Source organism: Caulobacter sp. 1776 (assembly GCF_040545685.1).
Taxonomy (GTDB): Bacteria; Pseudomonadota; Alphaproteobacteria; order Caulobacterales; family Caulobacteraceae; genus Caulobacter.
Genome location: NZ_JBEPMI010000001.1, coordinates 675091 through 690259, shown reverse-complemented (window position 1 = coordinate 690259; position 15169 = coordinate 675091). Strand labels below are relative to the sequence as shown.

Here is a 15169-nt window from a genome sequence, read left to right as displayed (position 1 = left end):
CCGGACAAGCGCGTAGCGCGCCGATCCGGGACCGCCGAAAGCGCGGCGCTTGTCGCGGTCCCGGGTCTCCGCTGCGCTGCGCCCGGGATGATAGGGATTTTGGTCGCGGGCCGGTCCTTTGGAAAACCGCCCCGGACCTGCTATATGTCCGCCTCGGCCCCCGAAGATCCGGACACCCCCTTGAGCGTCACCCTCGACCTGTCGCGCGTCTCCACCGACGCCGCGCCCGCCCAACCCGTCGCCAAACCGATGATCAACCTCTCGGGCCTCACGCGCCCGCAGCTGGTCGCGGCCCTGGTCGAGAGCGGCGTGGTCGAGCATGGCAAGGCCAAGATGCGGGCCACCCAGATCTTCCGCTGGATGCACCATCGCGGCGTCACCGACTTCGGCCTGATGAGCGATGTCGCCAAGGAGACCCGCGCCCGCCTGGCCGAGACCTTCACCCTCGGCCGCCCGGAGATCGTCGAGCGCCAGGTGTCGAAGGACGGCACCCGCAAGTGGCTGATCCGCATGGCGCCGGGCATCGAGGTCGAAAGCGTCTACATCCCCGGCGTCGGCCGCGCCGGCGCCCTGTGCGTGTCCAGCCAGGTCGGCTGCACGCTGAACTGCAGCTTCTGCCACACCGGCACCCAGCCGCTGGTCCGCAACCTGACCACGGCGGAGATCGTCGCCCAGGTCCAGGTGGCCAAGGACGACCTGGCCGAATGGCCGTCGGACAAGGAAGATCGCCTGCTCTCGAACATCGTGTTCATGGGCATGGGCGAGCCGCTTTACAATCTGGGCCAGGTGGCCGACGCCATCGAGATCATCAGCGACAACGAGGGCATCGGCATCTCGCGTCGCCGGATCACGGTCTCGACCTCGGGCGTGGTTCCGATGCTGGGCAAGCTGGGCGACACCACCCAGGCCATGCTGGCCATCAGCCTGCACGCCACCAACGACGCGCTCCGCGACGAGCTGGTGCCGCTGAACAAGAAATACCCGATCGCCGAACTGATGGCCGGCATCCGGGCGTATCCGGGCCTGTCGAATGCTCGCCGCGTGACCTTCGAATATGTGATGCTGAAGGGCGTCAACGACAGCCCGGACGAAGCTCGCGCGCTCGTGAAGCTGATCAAGGGCATCCCGGCCAAGATCAACCTGATCCCGTTCAACCCGTGGCCCGGCAGCGACTATCAGTGCTCCGACTGGTCGACGATCGAGGCCTTCGCCGCGATCCTCAACAAGGCCGGCTATTCCTCGCCGATCCGCACCCCGCGTGGGCGCGACATCCTGGCGGCGTGCGGCCAGCTGAAGAGCGAGAGCGAGAAGGTCCGGGCCTCGGCGCTGCGCAAGCTGTCGATGGCGGCCATGGCCGGCATGCTGGGCGACGACGAGGACGAGGCGGCCTAAGTCTCCGCCTCCACCGCCTTCTTCAGCCGGCTCAGCATTCCGGCCGCATAGGCCGCGTAGGGGCCAATCCAGCGTTCGTGGAGAGCGTGCACCGGCAGCGCGTCGAGGTGATTCCAACGCTCGCGGCCGCGCCGCTCGGCCACGACCAGGCCCGCCTCCTCCAGCACGGAGAGGTGCTGCATCACCGTGCAGCGATCCAGCGCCGGGAACAGGGCGCACAGCATGCCGGTCGTACGCGGCTCGGCCTTCAGCAGGTCCATGATCTGGCGGCGGACCCGGTGGCCCAGCGCTTTGAAGATCAGGTCCGCTTCGTCTTCATTTGACATGTTATAATTCTATAACATATGGTCGCGACCAGCAAGGTCTGGTCAACGAATGGAGGCATCCATGTCGCACGAATTCACCGTCAGCGGCCGCGTCGCCAAGCCCGTGGCCGAGGTCTTCGAGGCCGTCGCCGATCCCAAGACGCTGTCCGGCTATTTCACCACCGGCGGCGCGCAAGGCCGGCTCGAGACCGGGGCGACCGTCACCTGGGATTTCCACGACTTCCCCGGCGCGTTTCCGGTCGAGGTGGTCGAGGTCGTGGCCAACGAGAAGATCGTCCTGCGCTGGGGCTCGGCCGAGCCGAACGCCACCTACAAGACCACCGTCACCATGACCTTCACCGACACCGGCGACGGCCGCACGCTGGTCAAGATCCACGAGGCGGGCTGGAGCGACACGCCGGCCGGCGAAAAGGCCGCCTTCGGCAACTGCGAGGGTTGGACCGGCATGCTGTGCGCGATGAAGGTCTTCCTCGAGCACGGGCTGAACCTGCGCCAGGGCTTCTATAAGTAGTTCTCATGCTCGCCGGATACGGGCGCCCCCTACGCAAGTCTCATCGACCCGTGGTAGTCAGGGCGCTGTAGGTTTTCGGGGGTAGTCCGCGTCCATGCCGTCCCAGCTTCAGTCGCCCGAGGTCCAGGCCTTCGCCACCGGCTTTCCGGTGACCCTGCTGCACGCCAGCGTGACCCTGGTCATGCTGATCTTGGGCACGACGCTGTACGCCCTGCTGACGCCCCACAAGGAGATCACCCTGATCCGCGAGGGCAACTCCGCCGCCGCCCTGTCGCTGGGCGGGGTGATGGTGGGCCTGGCCATCCCGCTCGCCGTCTCGCTGACCGCCTCGACCTCGGTGATCGAGATCGTCATCTGGGGCGCGGCGACCATCGCCGTGCAGCTGCTGGTCTTCCGCGTCGCCGACATGGTGCTGAAGGGCCTGCCCGAGCGCATCCAGGAGGGCGAGGTCGCCGCCGCCGCCCTGCTGGTCGGGGCCAAGCTGGCCACCGCCCTGATCCTCGCCGCCGCCGTGGCCGGCTGATCGCGACGGTCGGGGGACCTTAACCAGTGCATTTCCCCAAGCTTCCCGATTGGCTGGTCTACGCCGCGGCGGTCAGCGCCCTGGTGATCGTCGCCGTCGGCCGGCAGGAACGTTCGGACGCGCCGCCGCCGCCGCCGCCGGTGCCGGGCGAGGAGGGGCTGCCGCTGGGGCCGTCCTCGCCGTTCGACCCGTCGATCGTGGTCCAGGTGCCCGACAAGCCCGAGCCTGGCTCGGGCACGGCCTTCTCGGTCGGCGACGACGGCACCTGGCTGACCGCTCGCCACGTGGTCGACGGCTGCAAGCGCGCCGCCATCGTGGTGGCGGACGGCCGCGGCGTGGCCGCCAGGATTCACGTCGATCCCAAGGCCGACGCGGCCATCCTGACCACCGAGGGCGGCGCGCCCGCCGTGCCGCTGGGCCTGGACATGCCGCTGCGCCGTGGCGCGCGGGCCTATCATCCAGGCTTCCCGCAGGGCCACGCCGGCGAGGCCGCCTCGCGCCTGCTGGGCCGCGAGAACCTGGTCGTCCACGGCCGGGGCGCACGCACCGAGCCGGTGCTGGTCTGGGCCGAGGTCGGCCGCACCGACACGCTGAAGGGCACCTTGGCCGGACTCTCCGGTTCGCCGGCCCTGGACAGCGCCGGGCGGGTGATCGGCGTGACCGTGGCCGAGGCGCCGCGTCGCGGCCGCATCTATACGACCGCGCCCGAGACCCTGAAGACCCTGCTGGGCCCGCACCGCCGGCCCTCACCGTCCGAGTTCGCGCCCAGCGAGCCGATCACCACCGAGAACTACGGCCGCGTGGCGGACGGGCTGCGCCGCGATCTGCGGGTGGCCCAGGTGGTGTGTCTGGCGGTCTAGAGGTTGGAGAGGCGCTTCCTTACGCCTCCGCCGTCTGAGCCACGCCTTCGGCCTTGGCCGCCGCGATCGCCCTGGCCTGGCGCTGGGCGAGGATCAGGCACAGCAGCACCGCCGGGATGCCGATCGCCGCCGAGCCCAGATAGAAGGTCGAATAGGCTTGCAACAGGGTGCGGCCGCCGGCCTGCAGGCGCTCGACGATATCTCCCGAGAAGCCTTTGAGGATCTTGCCGCTCCAGGCCATGGCCGAGGTCATCAGCGCGTACTGGGTCGCGGTGTAGCCGAGATTGGTCAGGCTCGACATGTAGCCGATCAGAGCGATGCCCGAGATGGCGATGGCGAATGCGTCGAAGGCCATGATGGTCTCGAACGCCGTCAGATGCAGTCCGGCCAGGCTGACCAGCGGATAGTCGCCGCCGTGCATCCCCAGCAGCGCGAAGGCCCCGACGCCGATCGGTTGCAGGATCGCCCCCAGCAGCAGGGTGCGGATCACGCCCAGGCGCACCGACAGCAGGCCTCCGACGGCGATGCCGGCGATGGTCACCGGCACGCCGATGGCCCCGCGCACCACGGCGATGGTCGGCTTGTCCAGGCCCAGGGCCAGGTAATACGGATTGCTCATCGGCCCGCGCATGTAGTCGCACAGGTGATAGGTCGTGATCATCAACAGCATCAGCAGGGCGGTGCTGACCCCGTGGGCTCGGAAGAAGGCGACGAAAGGGCCGGCCACGGCGTCCCAGGCGCCCGCCAGCGAGATCGGCGGCTTGTCCTTGGTCAAGGCCTCCATGGCCTTGTCGGCCCGGGTTGGCTCCTTGGCCAGGATCGAGGCGCCGATGCCGACGACGACCAAGGCGCCGAAGATCCCATAGCTGAGCGCCCAACCGATGGCGGTGGCCACCAGCAGGATCAGCGCCTCGGTGGCGAACATGGCGATGCGGAAGCCCAGGCTGTAGGCGGCGGTCAGCAGGCCCAGCTCGTCCGGATCTTCGGCGATCTCGATGCGCCAGGCGTCGATGACCGTGTCCTGCATGGCCGCCATGATGCCGGTTAGCACCGCGAAGCCGCCCAGCAGGGGCAGGTTGTGCGGACCGGCGACGGCCATGCCGACCAGGCCGACGCCGATGCCGACCTGGGTGACGATCATCCAGCCGCGCCGCCGGCCCAGGATCGCGGCCATGAACGGGGCGGGGAGGTGGTCGACGATCGCGCCCCAGATGAACTTCCAGAGATAGGCGAGCCCCGCCCAGGACAGGTAGCCGATGGCCTTCAGCTTGATGTCGTTCTCGCTGAGCCAGAAGCCCAGGGTGTTGCCGATCAGCATGAACGGCAGGCCCGACGAGAAGCCCAGGGCCAGCATCACGCCGACACGGGGCTGGCCCAGCGCGCGCAGCACTTCCATGAAGCCGCGCTTCTTGCGCCCCGTGGCCGTTCCAGCCGCTCCGGCCATGCGTTTCCCCCGCGCGAGCGCGGTCCCCCTCCGAAATCAGGAGGCGACCTTGGCCCGCGCCGAGGATTTCGTCCAGCCGCTCGCGGCCCCTCCAGTCGTCCAGCGCTTCAAGGCGTCACGCAGGGCTTCCTGGGTGAGGGGCTTGACCAGGAAGTCGTCCATGCCAGCGGCCAGGCAGGCGCGCTTGTCCTCGTCGAAGGCGTCGGCGGTCAGGGCGGCGATCGGGGCGGCCACGCCCTTCGCCCGCAGCGCGCGCGCGGCCTCGACCCCGGACAGACCCGGCATGCGCAAGTCCATCAGGATCAGGTCGTAGGCCCCGGCCACCGCGGCGGCCACCGCCTGCTCGCCATCGGCGACGCGGTCGACCTTGCAGCCCTCGCGTTCCAGCAGGGTGCGGGCCAGCAGGGCGTTGATCGGATTGTCCTCGGCCAGCAGCACGCGCACGCCGTGGGCTACCGCGCCGGCGATGCGGTCGTCGTGGGCGGGAGCGTCCGCCGCGATCGCCCCGTCCTCGCCCTGGATCGCGCCAGCCTGCAGCACCTGGGCGACGAGGGAGGCGGCGCGCAACGGCTTGATCAGATAGCCCGAAAAGCCGGCGGCCTTCAGGCGGTCGATGCGATCGCGCTGCTCGGGCGTCAGCAGCACCACGGCTTTGCGGCCGGAGGGCGGCTTCAACGCGCCCCGCGGACCGGCCAAGGCGGCGTCGATCAGCAGCACGGCGTCGGCCGGCGCGCCCAGCAGGGCGGAGGCGACATCGACGGCGGCGAAGGCGCGGCCGCCGGCGGCCTCGATCTGGCGCACGGTGGCGGCGCGGACGATGGCGTTGGGCGAGGCGACGGCGACGGTCTTGCCGTCCAAGGGCGCGGCCCGCACGGCGGGGGCGGTGATCTCGAACGGCGCCTCGAACCAGAACTCGGCGCCCTGGCCCAGCTCGCCGCCGACCCCGACCTCGCCGTTCATGGCCGACGACAGCCGCGCGACGATGGCCAAGCCCAGCCCGGCCCCGCCCAGCTGGGTGGCGTGGGTGATGTCGGTCTGGACGAAGGCCTCGAAGATGCGGGCGCGGGCTTCGGGCGCGACACCCGGTCCAGTGTCGGCCACCGAGAAGCGGATGTGGCCGTCTTCGGTGGCGGTCGCCGTCAGCATGACGCCGCCGGCCTCGGTGAACTTCACGGCGTTACCGGCGAAGTTCAGCAGGATCTGGCGCAGCCGGCCCTCGTCGGCGCGGATGGTCGGCAGGGGCGAGGGCACGGCCCAGGCGATCTCGACGCCCTTCTCGTGGGCGCGCGGGCTCATCAGCTCGGCGACCTGGCGCAGCAGGCCTTCGATCTCGACGGGCGCGAGGCTGAGCTCGATCGAGGCCGCGCCCAGGCGGGCGAAGTGCAGCACGTCATTGACCAGCGACAGCAGGTGGTCGCCGCTCTCGCGCAGGGCGGTGACGTACGACCGCTGCTCGGCCGTCAGCTTGGTGTTTTCCAGCAGGCGCGCCATGCCCAGCACGCCGTTCAGCGGGGTGCGGAACTCGTGGCTCAGGGTGGCCAACTGCTCGGGCGTGACGCCGGGTCGCCCATCTTTGGTCTTGAAGTCGCTCATGGAGATCGAGCCTACCGGGCGCGACTTAACGGGCGGTCAAGCCGGCGCCGTTTCCTCGCCCGGCGTCGTCGTGCGGCGATGGGCCAGGGCCTCGGCGACGTGGACGCGCTTGACGGTCGGCGCGCCTTCCAGGTCGGCGATAGTGCGTGAGAGGCGCAGCACCCGGGTCCAGCCCCGGGCGCTGATCTTGCCGGCCGGCGGCGCGGGCCAGCAGGGCGCGGCCGGGCTCGTCCAGGCCGGCGATCTTTTCGAGGAACGCGCCTTCCGCGCGGCCATTTAGGCCGTCCAGTGCGCCCAGGTCCTCGGCGCGATCCAGCTGCAGGACCCGCGCTCGGGCGACGCGGGCGGCGAACTCGGCCGAGCCTTCGACGGGCGGCGGCAAGGAGAGGTCGGCGGCGGTGACGGCGGGCATGTCGACGGCCAGGTCGATGCGGTCCATCAGCGGGCCCGAAACCCGGCCCTGATAGTCCCTTTGGCAGCGCGGAGCCTTGCCGCACGCGCCGCGCCCGGCCCCGCCGTGGCCGCAGCGGCAGGGATTCATCGCCGCGACCAGCTGCACCCGGGCCGGATAGCGGACGTGGGCGTTGGCGCGGGCGACCATCACCTCGCCGGTCTCCAGCGGCGCGCGCAGGCTGTCCAGAGCCTGGACGCCGAACTCCGGCAGCTCATCGAGGAACAGCACGCCGTTGTGAGCCAGCGACACCTCGCCCGGCTTGGCCTTCAGCCCGCCGCCCGTCAGGGCGGCCATGCTGGCGCTGTGGTGCGGACTGCGGAATGGCCGCGAGCGGGTCAAGCTGCCACGGGCGATCAAGCCGGCCACCGAATGGACCATCGAAGTCTCTAGGAGCTCGCTGGAGGTCAGCGGCGGCAACAGGCCGGGCAGGCGCTGGGCCAGCATCGACTTGCCCGAGCCGGGCGGGCCGACGAACAGCAGGTTGTGGCCGCCGGCGGCCGCGATCTCCAGGGCCCGCTTGGCGTGCTCCTGACCCTTGACGTCGCGCAGGTCCTTGGGCCGCTCGCCTTCAACGATCGGGCCCGGCGTCGGAGCCGACAGGATCTGGCTGCCCCGGAAATGATTGATCAGCGAGACCAGCGAGCGCGGGGCCAGGATCCGCGTCCCGCCCGCCCAAGCCGCCTCGGGTCCGGAGCCCTCCGGGCAGATCAGCCCCAGGTCCATGGCTCCGGCCGCCATCGCCGCCGGCAGGGCTCCGGCGGCCGGCACGATCCGTCCGTCCAGGGACAGCTCGCCCATGGCCGCCCAGCCGTCGAGCGCGTCCAGCGGAATGACGCCCAGCGCCGCCATCACCGCCAGGGCGATCGGCAGGTCGAAATGGGCGCCTTCCTTGGGCATGTCGGCCGGCGCCAGATTGGCGACGATGCGCTTGCCGGGCAGGGAGAGGCCGAGCCCCGCGAAGGCCCCGCGCACGCGTTCACGACTCTCGGCGACGCCCTTGTCGGCCAGGCCGACGATGACGAAGGCCTGCTGGCCGGTGGTCAGCTGCACCTCGACATCGACCCGCCGGGCCTCGACGCCTTCGAACGCGACGGTGACGACCTTGGCGGCCATCCAAGTGCCTCATGGATAATGACTTTATCCACAAGACACAGCATAGCTCGCGAAATGGAGCAAGAACGAAAAACGAACGTTTCGGGAAATCGCGGTCGTTCCGCAGAGTTACCCACCGTTGCGGCGAATGTCGTCGATGCGATCCCAGAGTAGGGCGGCGGCGTTGATGCCGGTAAAGCGCTTCAGCTGTTGCGCGCCGGTGGGGGAGGTGACGTTGATTTCCGTCAAGTACTCGCCGATCACGTCGATGCCGACGAAGATCAGTCCACGACGCTTTAATTCGGGGCCGATGATCTTGCAGAGTTCCAGGTCGCGGGCGGTCAGCTCCACCGCCTCGGCGCGGCCGCCGACCCGCAGGTTGGAGCGCACCTGGCCGGTGGCCGGCACGCGGTTGATCGCCCCGATCGGCTCGCCGTCGACCAGCAGGACGCGCTTGTCGCCCTTGCTGACGGCCGGGACGAACTTCTGGGCGATGACCTGCTCGCGGCCGATCATGGCGTGCAACTCCAGCAGGGCGTCGAGGTTGGGGTCGTCGGCCAGCAGCCGCGCCACGCCCGAGCCGCCGCCGCCATAGAGGGGCTTCAGCACGATGTCGCCGTGGCGGGCGCGGAAGTCGTAGATCGCCTCGTGGTCCGAGGTGATCAAGGTCGGCGGCTGCACGCCGGGAAAGTCGGTGACGAACAGCTTCTCGGGCGCGTTGCGCACCTCGGCCGGGTTGTTCACGACCAGGGTGTGAGGATGCACCTTCTCCAGGAAGTGGGTGGCGGTGATGTAGGCCATGTCGAACGGCGGATCCTGGCGCATCAGCACCACGTCGACGTCGTCCTTCATGTCCAGCAGCACGGTCTCGCCCAGCTTGGCGTGGGCACCCTTCTCGGCGAACAGCTCCAGCGACTGGGCGCGGGCGAACACCCGGCCGTCCTCCTGCGAGAGCTTGTCGGGCGTGTAGAACCACAGCTTGTGGCCGCGAGACTGGGCTTCCATCATCATCAGGAAGGTCGTGTCGGTGTCGATGTTGATCCCCAGGACGGGATCCATCTGGACGGCGACTCGCAGCGACATGGGGGCTCCTGGGGTTCTGTACGCGCCCCAGCACTAGAGGGCGGCGACTGTCTAGTTAAGTCCGAATAACAGGATTGCGAGGGCTCTTCCGCTACGCCTGGCAAGGGTCAGCGGCCAAGACCGGCGAACCAATCACGGACAGCCAGCCACGCCCACTTCGCCTTCTGGCGGACTTGTCGAGCGTAGAGCCCGTTGGAAGAGACCGTCCTCTGGAACCAGTACACGTTCATAACGCCTAGGAAGGCTTTGTCGGCCACCGGGAAACCCGAAGCGTCGCCAATGACCGAGTCGATGCCGCAACGCGGGCAGAGCGCGGTCGGGAGTTCGTCGTCGAGCCAGTCCTCGATCTCGGCCGGGAGGAAGATTTCGCGGCAATAGAAGCAGCCACATAGGGTGCTTTCAATCACCTCTCGCTGATGCCGCGCGCAGTGCTTGTGAGCGGCGACGAGCGTGTCGTCGGTCGGCGTCAATTTAGCCGCAACCGCATGCGTTCGCGCGCCGCCCGGGCCGCGATGGCCGCGCCGCCGTCCAGGGTCTGGGCGCGGTTGAGGGCCTGCAGGGCCCCGGCCAGAGCGCCCTGACCCTCGCGCGCCGCGGCGACGTCGATCCACGGGCGGTGGTCGTTCGGGTTCAGCAAGGCGCGGCGCAGGGCCGAGCGCTCGGCGCGGGGCCAGTCCTTGGCCTGCTGGGCGCGGGCGAAGATGTTGTTCTGCAGGCGGATCAACACGGCGCGATCCGAGATCGGCGCCATCAACAGCTCCAGCCGCGAGGCGACGTCGGGCATCAGGCCGGTGCGCAGGGCCCGACGCGACAGCTCCGACGGCAGCACCACCCGGCCCTCGCTGAACGGGTCCAAGGCGAGGGGGCCCTCCTCGGTCTCGATGCGCAGCAGGAAGTGGCCGGGGAAGTCGACGCCGTACAGCTCCAATCCAACCTCGCGAGCGGCGTGCAGATAGAAGACGCCCAAGGCCACCGGCAGGCCCTTGCGGCGTTCGGCGATGGCGATGATGTCGGCGTTGTCGGGGTGGTCGTAGGTCAGGACATCGCCGGTCAGGCGCAGATCGCCGGCCAGGGTCTCGGCCACCGCTTCCTCGGGCGACTCGGCCTCGGCGCGACGGCGCAGACGGTCGACGGCGTCGTGGGCCAGGGCGACGGCCGGGGCGGTGTCGCGGCTGGGGTCGTCGTGGACGGCGCAGGCCAGGGCGGCCTGGAACAGGGGGAACGACTCGTCGGGGCCTTCGCCCGCCTTGATCAGGATCTCCTCGGCTTCTTCGCGGGTCATTTCACGTCCCCATCCCGAGGCCATCCGGCCAGGCGTCCGGGAGATGACGCGGGGCCCGGCCTGGCGCCAGGGCGATCAGGTCGAGGCGCACAAAGAGGTCGCGCAGGCCGGTTCGGTGCGCGCTGACATGGGCGGCGGCGCGGCGCAGTCGGTCGCGCTGGGTCGGCGTCACGGCGTCCAGGGCGTCCTCGATCGTCGTTCTTTGCTTGACCTCGACAACGGCCAGGATGCGTCCGCGTTGCGCCAGGAGATCGATTTCGCCGAGCGGCGTCGCCAGGCGGAACCCCAGGATCCGATAGCCCTTGGCCATCAGCCACAGCGCCGCCAGCACCTCGGCCCGGCGACCGAGCTTGCGCGCCGCCGCGCCGCTGGCCTGGCGCGTGCGGACCGGGCGGGCGCCGGCGGCCATCAGGCCTGCTCCTTCAGGGCCAGGGCCTGGCGGTAGAGATCCTTGCGCGACAGGCCGAGCGCCTTGGCGACTTCCGAGGCGGCCTCGCCCAGCGGCAGGCGGGCCATGGCCTCGCGCAGGGCGGCCTCGGCGTCGTCGACGGTGGCGACCTTCTCGCTGCCCGGCCCGACCAGGATGACGATCTCGCCCTTGGGGGCCTCGAAGCGCGGGTCGGCGGCCAGTTCGGCGAGCGAGCCGCGGATGCAGGTCTCGTAGAGCTTGGTCAGTTCGCGACACACGGCGGCCTGACGCGTTCCGCCAAACACGGCGGCCATGTCGGCCAGGCAGTCGTCGACCCGCGAGGCGCCCTCGTAGAAGATCAGGGTGGCGCGGGTGTTGGCGAACTCTTCCAGGAAGGTCCGGCGCGCGGCGCTCTTGGGCGGCGGGAAGCCGGCGAACAGGAAGCGGTCGGTGGGCAGGCCGGCCAGGGTCAGGGCCGCCAGGGCCGCCGAGGCGCCGGGGATCGGGATCACCGGGTGGCCGGCGGCGATCGCCTCGCGGGCCAGGCGGTAGCCGGGATCCGAGACCATCGGCGTGCCGGCGTCGGAGACCAGGGCCACGCGTTCGCCGGCCTCCAGCCGTTCGAGAATGCGAGGGATGGCCCGCTCGGCGACGTGCTCGTCGTGGCGTTCCAGCTTGGTGCGGATGCCGTAGGCCGCCAGCAGCTTGCCGGTGACGCGGGTGTCCTCGGCCAGCAGCACGTCGCAGGCGGCCAGGACGTCGAGCGCTCGCAGCGTGATGTCGCGCAGATTGCCGATCGGCGTCGCCACCAGGTAGAGGCCGGGCGCCAGGGGCGCGTCGGACAGGGCTGGCGGGGGAAGCTGGCGGCTCAACGTGGGAGTGTCCCTTCGACTGTCCGACGCAGGCATATCAGGTCGCGAGCGCGCCTGTCAGCCGGTCGAGTACGAGACGCCCAATGCGGGTCGCGCGCAATCGTTTGGCGTCGTCGGCGAGCAGGCCGGTTTCGACCAGATCACGGACCTTGGGGGCGTCGGGCGTCAGGCCCAGCGCGGTCAACTCGTCGAAGCCGACGCCGTCATCGATGCGCAGGCCCAGCACCAGGCGCTCCTCGGCCGCCTCCTCGGGCGTGAGGATCTCGCGCGCGAAGCCGAACCCGGTCGCGTCGACGGCGGCGACATAGTCCTTGATGGCCCGATGGGCGAGCGTGGCGGCGCGGCCTTCGGGCAGGGCCAGACGACCGTGCGCGCCGGGGCCGACGCCGACATAGTCGCGGCCGCGCCAGTAGACGAGGTTGTGGCGCGAGCGAGCGGCCTCGCCCCGGGCGTGGTTGGAGACCTCGTAGGCGTCGAATCCCGCCGCCTCCAGCACCTCTTGAGTCGTCTCGAACAGGGTGGCGGCCAAGTCCTCGTCGGGGACCTTCAGGGTTCCGCGCCCGACCGCGCGGTCGAAGGCGGTGCCGGCCTCGATGGTCAGCTGATAGGGCGAGACGTGCTCGGGACCCATGGCGATGGCTTCGGCGAGCTCGGCGCGCCAGGCGGCGTCGGTCTGACCCGGCCGGGCGTAGATCAGGTCGACGGATAGGCGCGGGAAGGCCTTGGCCGCCGCCGCGATCGCCCGCCGGGCCGCGCCGGCGTCGTGGTTGCGGCCCAGGGCCTGCAGCGAGGCGTCATCCAGGGCCTGGACGCCCAGTGACAGGCGCTGGACCCCGGCCTCGGCCAGGGCGGCGAAGCGGTCGGCCTCGGCGTCGGTCGGGTTGGCTTCGAGGCTGATCTCCAGGTCGGCGGCGGGCGGCCACAGCCGCTTGGCGGTCTCGATCACCCGGGCGACCTGGGCTGGATCCATCAGCGACGGGGTGCCGCCGCCGAAGAAGATCGACAGCAGGGGCTCGTCGCCGGTCAGGGCGCGCTGGGCCTCCAGGTCGGCGACGATGGCGTCCGCCAGGGCCGCCTGCTCGGCGGTCTTGCCCCGATCGCGGACGACGTTGAAGTCGCAATAGGGACAGATGCGCGCGCAGTACGGCCAGTGGACGTAGACGCCGAGACCGTTACTCAAACAGCGCCGCCTTCAGCTTGGCGAAGGCGCGGGCGCGGTGGCTCATGGCGTCCTTGGCGGCCGGCTCCATCTCGCCGAAGGTCGTATCGTGGCCCTCCGGGATGAAGATCGGGTCGTAGCCGAAGCCGCGCGTCCCCCGGCCCGGGAACACCAGGGTCCCGTCGATCCGGCCCTCGACCACCACGGCCGGACCGTTCGGCCAGGCCACGGCCAGGGCCGAGGTGAACCAGGCCGAGAAGTCTTCCGAGCCAGTCGCCTCGATTCGTTCGGCGACCTTGTCCATGGCCATGGCGAAGTCCTTGGCGGGGCCGGCCCAGCGGGCGGAATAGATACCCGGCGCGCCGTCGAGCGCCTTGACCGACAGGCCGGAGTCGTCGGCCAGGGCGGGCAGGCCGGAGCGGTCGGCGGCATGGCGGGCCTTCAGGAGGGCGTTGCCGACGAAGGTGCTCTCGGTTTCGTCCGGCTCGGGCAAGCCGAGCTGGCCGGCGGTGACGATCTCGAAGCGACCGTCCAGCAGGGCGGCGATTTCGGGCACCTTGCCCGGATTGTGGGTGGCGGCCACGAGCTTCGTTCCCATTTCAAGCTTCAGCGCCATCTCTACAACTCCGGGGGAAATCACCTGATGCGGCTCCTTTACTCCCCAATTTCGCCGTTTGCGCGCAAGGTTCGCGTGCTGGCCATGGAAAAGGGCCTTTTCGACCTGTTCTCCCTGGAGATCGTCGCGCCATTCCAGGACGAGAGCCTTCGGATCCAGAACCCGCTTTGCAAGGTTCCAGCCCTGATCCTGGACGACGGCGAGGCGATCTTCGACTCCGGCGTCATCGTCGATTTCGTCGACGGCCTGGCCACGCCGCGCTTGATCCCGGCCGAGCAGCCGCTCCGCCGCCGCGCCCTGACCCTGGAGGCCGCCGCCGACGGCATGGGCGATGCCTCGGTGCTGGTCGTCCGCGAACGAATGCGGCCCGAGAGCGAGCACCGGAAGGACTTGTTCGAGCGTCAGCTGCGGGCCGTCAACGCCGCGTTGGATCTGTTCGAGGCCGCCGTCCGCGACGGGACGCTCTCGGCCGAGCGTTTCGAGATCGGTGAGATCGCCGTGGCGGTGCAACTGGCCTATCAGGACGTCCGCCAGGTCAGCGCTTGGCGGCCCGACCGGCCGGCGCTTTCCGAGTGGTTCGAACGGGTGTCGAAACGAACGTCGATGGTCGCCACCCACGCCACTGTGACCTAACGGCAACTGTTCCTTGTCCACAGGCATCATTGCCAAAGTTTAATATCGTTTCTCGATAAACAAGATTGGCGGAACGGAAATCGTCCCCTATCTGTTGACTGTGGCGAGGGGTCGAATGTCTCGGCTCCCGTCAGGCCTCGAAAAGGGGCCACGTCTCTCAAACTGGAAAACAAGATGTCCGCCGCCCGCCTGTTCCGCCTCGCCGACAAGGTCGTCATGACCGTCATCACCGCCGCCCTGATCGTGGCCGTGCCGGTGTCGGCTGTCGCGTTCGTGGTGCAGACGCTCTAGGCTGGACTGGGTTTTTCGGGGGAGACACCCGGGTTTTTGACGCCTCCCGCGACGCGGGGCATGTTGCTTAGCGTCGCTGTTGGGGAGCAGCCATGCGCGCCTTAGGGCCTGGCTCCGTATCGAGTTTCCTGAAGATCATCCTCGACGTGATCTACGTCGGGCTATGGATCTTCGTGAGCCTGCTGTCGCTGTTCACGCTGGTCGCCCTGCTGTTCAGCTTCAATCCCGAACTCCTGGCCTCGATGTTGCCGATCAGCGACGCCGTCGAGGCCGTCAGCCGCAATGGACCGCTGTTCGCCGGCGCCCTGGCCGCCTGGGCGCTGCTGCTGGGTGGCTGGATGGTCATCGTCGAGCGGCTGCGCAAGATCTTCGCCACCCTGACCGCCGGCGACCCCTTCCATCCCGACAACGTCGTACGCCTTCGCCTGATCGGCCTCGTCTTGGCGGGGCTGGAGGTCGGCCGCTACGTCTTTTCAGGCATGGCCCGCTGGCTGGCCCCCAAGGCCAAGGTCATCGACGACAGCTTCACCCTGACCGCCTGGTTCTCGGTGCTGGTCGTCTTCGTCCTGGCCGAGGTCTTCCGCGAGGGCGCGCGCCTTCGCCGCGAAGCCGAACTCACGATCTGACCC

The 15169-nt window shown here is 69.7% G+C and carries 17 protein-coding genes and 1 pseudogene; 7 read left to right on the top strand and 11 right to left on the bottom strand.

The genetic code is table 11. The features are described 5' to 3' along the window. The first annotated feature begins 180 nt into the window (after positions 1-180). Positions 181-1392: a dual-specificity RNA methyltransferase RlmN gene (rlmN, locus tag ABIC66_RS03155; RefSeq protein WP_354067928.1), complete on the top strand. Its 1212-nt coding sequence runs from the start codon at positions 181-183 to the stop codon at positions 1390-1392. Here rlmN and ABIC66_RS03150 read toward each other — a convergent pair. Then, a complete protein-coding gene (locus ABIC66_RS03150; RefSeq protein WP_354067927.1) occupies positions 1389-1718 on the bottom strand; it encodes an ArsR/SmtB family transcription factor in 330 nt (109 codons plus the stop codon). The two genes, rlmN and ABIC66_RS03150, sit on opposite strands and share 4 nt — an antisense overlap. A 61-nt stretch (positions 1719-1779) precedes the next feature. On the opposite strand from ABIC66_RS03150, the gene ABIC66_RS03145 reads away from it, so the two are divergent. The 3 genes from ABIC66_RS03145 to ABIC66_RS03135 all read left to right on the top strand — a co-directional run bounded on the left by ABIC66_RS03145 (position 1780) and on the right by ABIC66_RS03135 (position 3612). Further along, positions 1780-2229 carry an SRPBCC domain-containing protein gene (locus ABIC66_RS03145; RefSeq protein WP_354067926.1) on the top strand — a complete coding sequence of 150 codons (450 nt, stop codon included), beginning with the start codon at positions 1780-1782 and terminating at the stop codon, positions 2227-2229. 94 nt (positions 2230-2323) lie between these two features. Next, the gene (locus ABIC66_RS03140) at positions 2324-2752 is read left to right on the top strand and encodes a DUF350 domain-containing protein (RefSeq protein ID WP_354067925.1); all 429 of its coding nucleotides are present in this window, start codon (positions 2324-2326) and stop codon (positions 2750-2752) included. A 26-nt stretch (positions 2753-2778) separates the two neighbouring features. Then, positions 2779-3612 carry a S1 family peptidase gene (locus ABIC66_RS03135; protein ID WP_354067924.1) on the top strand — a complete coding sequence of 278 codons (834 nt, stop codon included), beginning with the start codon at positions 2779-2781 and terminating at the stop codon, positions 3610-3612. Between the two features lie 19 nt (positions 3613-3631). Here the strand turns inward: ABIC66_RS03135 and ABIC66_RS03130 are convergent, their stop codons facing one another. The 10 genes and pseudogenes from ABIC66_RS03130 to rdgB form a co-directional block, all read right to left on the bottom strand. Then, positions 3632-5056: an AmpG family muropeptide MFS transporter gene (locus tag ABIC66_RS03130; protein WP_354067923.1), complete on the bottom strand. Its 1425-nt coding sequence runs from the start codon at positions 5054-5056 to the stop codon at positions 3632-3634. Positions 5057-5092: 36 nt separating this feature from the next. Further along, positions 5093-6649, bottom strand: coding sequence for a response regulator (locus ABIC66_RS03125; RefSeq protein WP_354067922.1), 1557 nt, complete (start codon positions 6647-6649; stop codon positions 5093-5095). Positions 6650-6685: 36 nt separating this feature from the next. After that, positions 6686-8216, bottom strand: a pseudogene (locus tag ABIC66_RS03120) (YifB family Mg chelatase-like AAA ATPase). Between the two features lie 108 nt (positions 8217-8324). After that, positions 8325-9278 (bottom strand): glutathione synthase, encoded by a 954-nt coding sequence (gene gshB / locus ABIC66_RS03115; protein WP_354067921.1) that lies wholly within the window; start codon positions 9276-9278, stop codon positions 8325-8327. 107 nt (positions 9279-9385) lie between these two features. Further along, positions 9386-9748 (bottom strand): hypothetical protein, encoded by a 363-nt coding sequence (locus tag ABIC66_RS03110; protein WP_354067920.1) that lies wholly within the window; start codon positions 9746-9748, stop codon positions 9386-9388. Further along, entirely contained in the window at positions 9745-10560 is an 816-nt protein-coding gene (locus tag ABIC66_RS03105) for a SirB1 family protein (RefSeq protein WP_354067919.1), read from the bottom strand. The genes ABIC66_RS03110 and ABIC66_RS03105 overlap by 4 nt, the downstream gene beginning before the upstream one ends. Position 10561: 1 nt before the next feature. Beyond that, a complete protein-coding gene (locus ABIC66_RS03100; RefSeq protein ID WP_354067918.1) occupies positions 10562-10969 on the bottom strand; it encodes a YraN family protein in 408 nt (135 codons plus the stop codon). Beyond that, the gene (rsmI, locus tag ABIC66_RS03095; RefSeq protein WP_354067917.1) at positions 10969-11841 is read right to left on the bottom strand and encodes a 16S rRNA (cytidine(1402)-2'-O)-methyltransferase; all 873 of its coding nucleotides are present in this window, start codon (positions 11839-11841) and stop codon (positions 10969-10971) included. Before rsmI ends, ABIC66_RS03100 begins: the two co-directional genes overlap by 1 nt. Positions 11842-11878: 37 nt before the next feature. After that, the gene (gene hemW, locus ABIC66_RS03090; RefSeq protein ID WP_354067916.1) at positions 11879-13021 is read right to left on the bottom strand and encodes a radical SAM family heme chaperone HemW; all 1143 of its coding nucleotides are present in this window, start codon (positions 13019-13021) and stop codon (positions 11879-11881) included. Next, positions 13014-13616 (bottom strand): RdgB/HAM1 family non-canonical purine NTP pyrophosphatase, encoded by a 603-nt coding sequence (gene rdgB / locus ABIC66_RS03085; protein ID WP_354067915.1) that lies wholly within the window; start codon positions 13614-13616, stop codon positions 13014-13016. The genes hemW and rdgB overlap by 8 nt, the downstream gene beginning before the upstream one ends. Before the next feature lie 27 nt (positions 13617-13643). On the opposite strand from rdgB, the gene ABIC66_RS03080 reads away from it, so the two are divergent. From ABIC66_RS03080 to ABIC66_RS03070, 3 genes are all read left to right on the top strand, one after another. Continuing rightward, positions 13644-14249 (top strand): glutathione S-transferase N-terminal domain-containing protein, encoded by a 606-nt coding sequence (locus ABIC66_RS03080; protein ID WP_354067914.1) that lies wholly within the window; start codon positions 13644-13646, stop codon positions 14247-14249. A 174-nt stretch (positions 14250-14423) separates the two neighbouring features. Then, positions 14424-14540 carry a hypothetical protein gene (locus ABIC66_RS03075; protein WP_354067913.1) on the top strand — a complete coding sequence of 39 codons (117 nt, stop codon included), beginning with the start codon at positions 14424-14426 and terminating at the stop codon, positions 14538-14540. A 92-nt stretch (positions 14541-14632) separates the two neighbouring features. After that, positions 14633-15166 carry a DUF2975 domain-containing protein gene (locus ABIC66_RS03070; protein ID WP_047413646.1) on the top strand — a complete coding sequence of 178 codons (534 nt, stop codon included), beginning with the start codon at positions 14633-14635 and terminating at the stop codon, positions 15164-15166. Positions 15167-15169: the final 3 nt, after the last annotated feature.

What these genes read in the sequence shown, in the direction of transcription:
- ABIC66_RS03150 (WP_354067927.1), bottom strand. Translation starts at nt 1,718, where the DNA reads ATGTCAAATGAAGACGAAGCGGACCTGATCTTCAAAGCGCTGGGCCAC.
- ABIC66_RS03145 (WP_354067926.1), top strand. Translation starts at nt 1,780, where the DNA reads ATGTCGCACGAATTCACCGTCAGCGGCCGCGTCGCCAAGCCCGTGGCC.
- ABIC66_RS03140 (WP_354067925.1), top strand. Translation starts at nt 2,324, where the DNA reads ATGCCGTCCCAGCTTCAGTCGCCCGAGGTCCAGGCCTTCGCCACCGGC.
- ABIC66_RS03130 (WP_354067923.1), bottom strand. Translation starts at nt 5,056, where the DNA reads ATGGCCGGAGCGGCTGGAACGGCCACGGGGCGCAAGAAGCGCGGCTTC.
- ABIC66_RS03125 (WP_354067922.1), bottom strand. Translation starts at nt 6,649, where the DNA reads ATGAGCGACTTCAAGACCAAAGATGGGCGACCCGGCGTCACGCCCGAG.
- gshB (WP_354067921.1), bottom strand. Translation starts at nt 9,278, where the DNA reads ATGTCGCTGCGAGTCGCCGTCCAGATGGATCCCGTCCTGGGGATCAAC.
- ABIC66_RS03105 (WP_354067919.1), bottom strand. Translation starts at nt 10,560, where the DNA reads ATGACCCGCGAAGAAGCCGAGGAGATCCTGATCAAGGCGGGCGAAGGC.
- ABIC66_RS03100 (WP_354067918.1), bottom strand. Translation starts at nt 10,969, where the DNA reads ATGGCCGCCGGCGCCCGCCCGGTCCGCACGCGCCAGGCCAGCGGCGCG.
- rdgB (WP_354067915.1), bottom strand. Translation starts at nt 13,616, where the DNA reads ATGGCGCTGAAGCTTGAAATGGGAACGAAGCTCGTGGCCGCCACCCAC.
- ABIC66_RS03080 (WP_354067914.1), top strand. Translation starts at nt 13,644, where the DNA reads ATGCGGCTCCTTTACTCCCCAATTTCGCCGTTTGCGCGCAAGGTTCGC.
- ABIC66_RS03075 (WP_354067913.1), top strand. Translation starts at nt 14,424, where the DNA reads ATGTCCGCCGCCCGCCTGTTCCGCCTCGCCGACAAGGTCGTCATGACC.
- ABIC66_RS03070 (WP_047413646.1), top strand. Translation starts at nt 14,633, where the DNA reads ATGCGCGCCTTAGGGCCTGGCTCCGTATCGAGTTTCCTGAAGATCATC.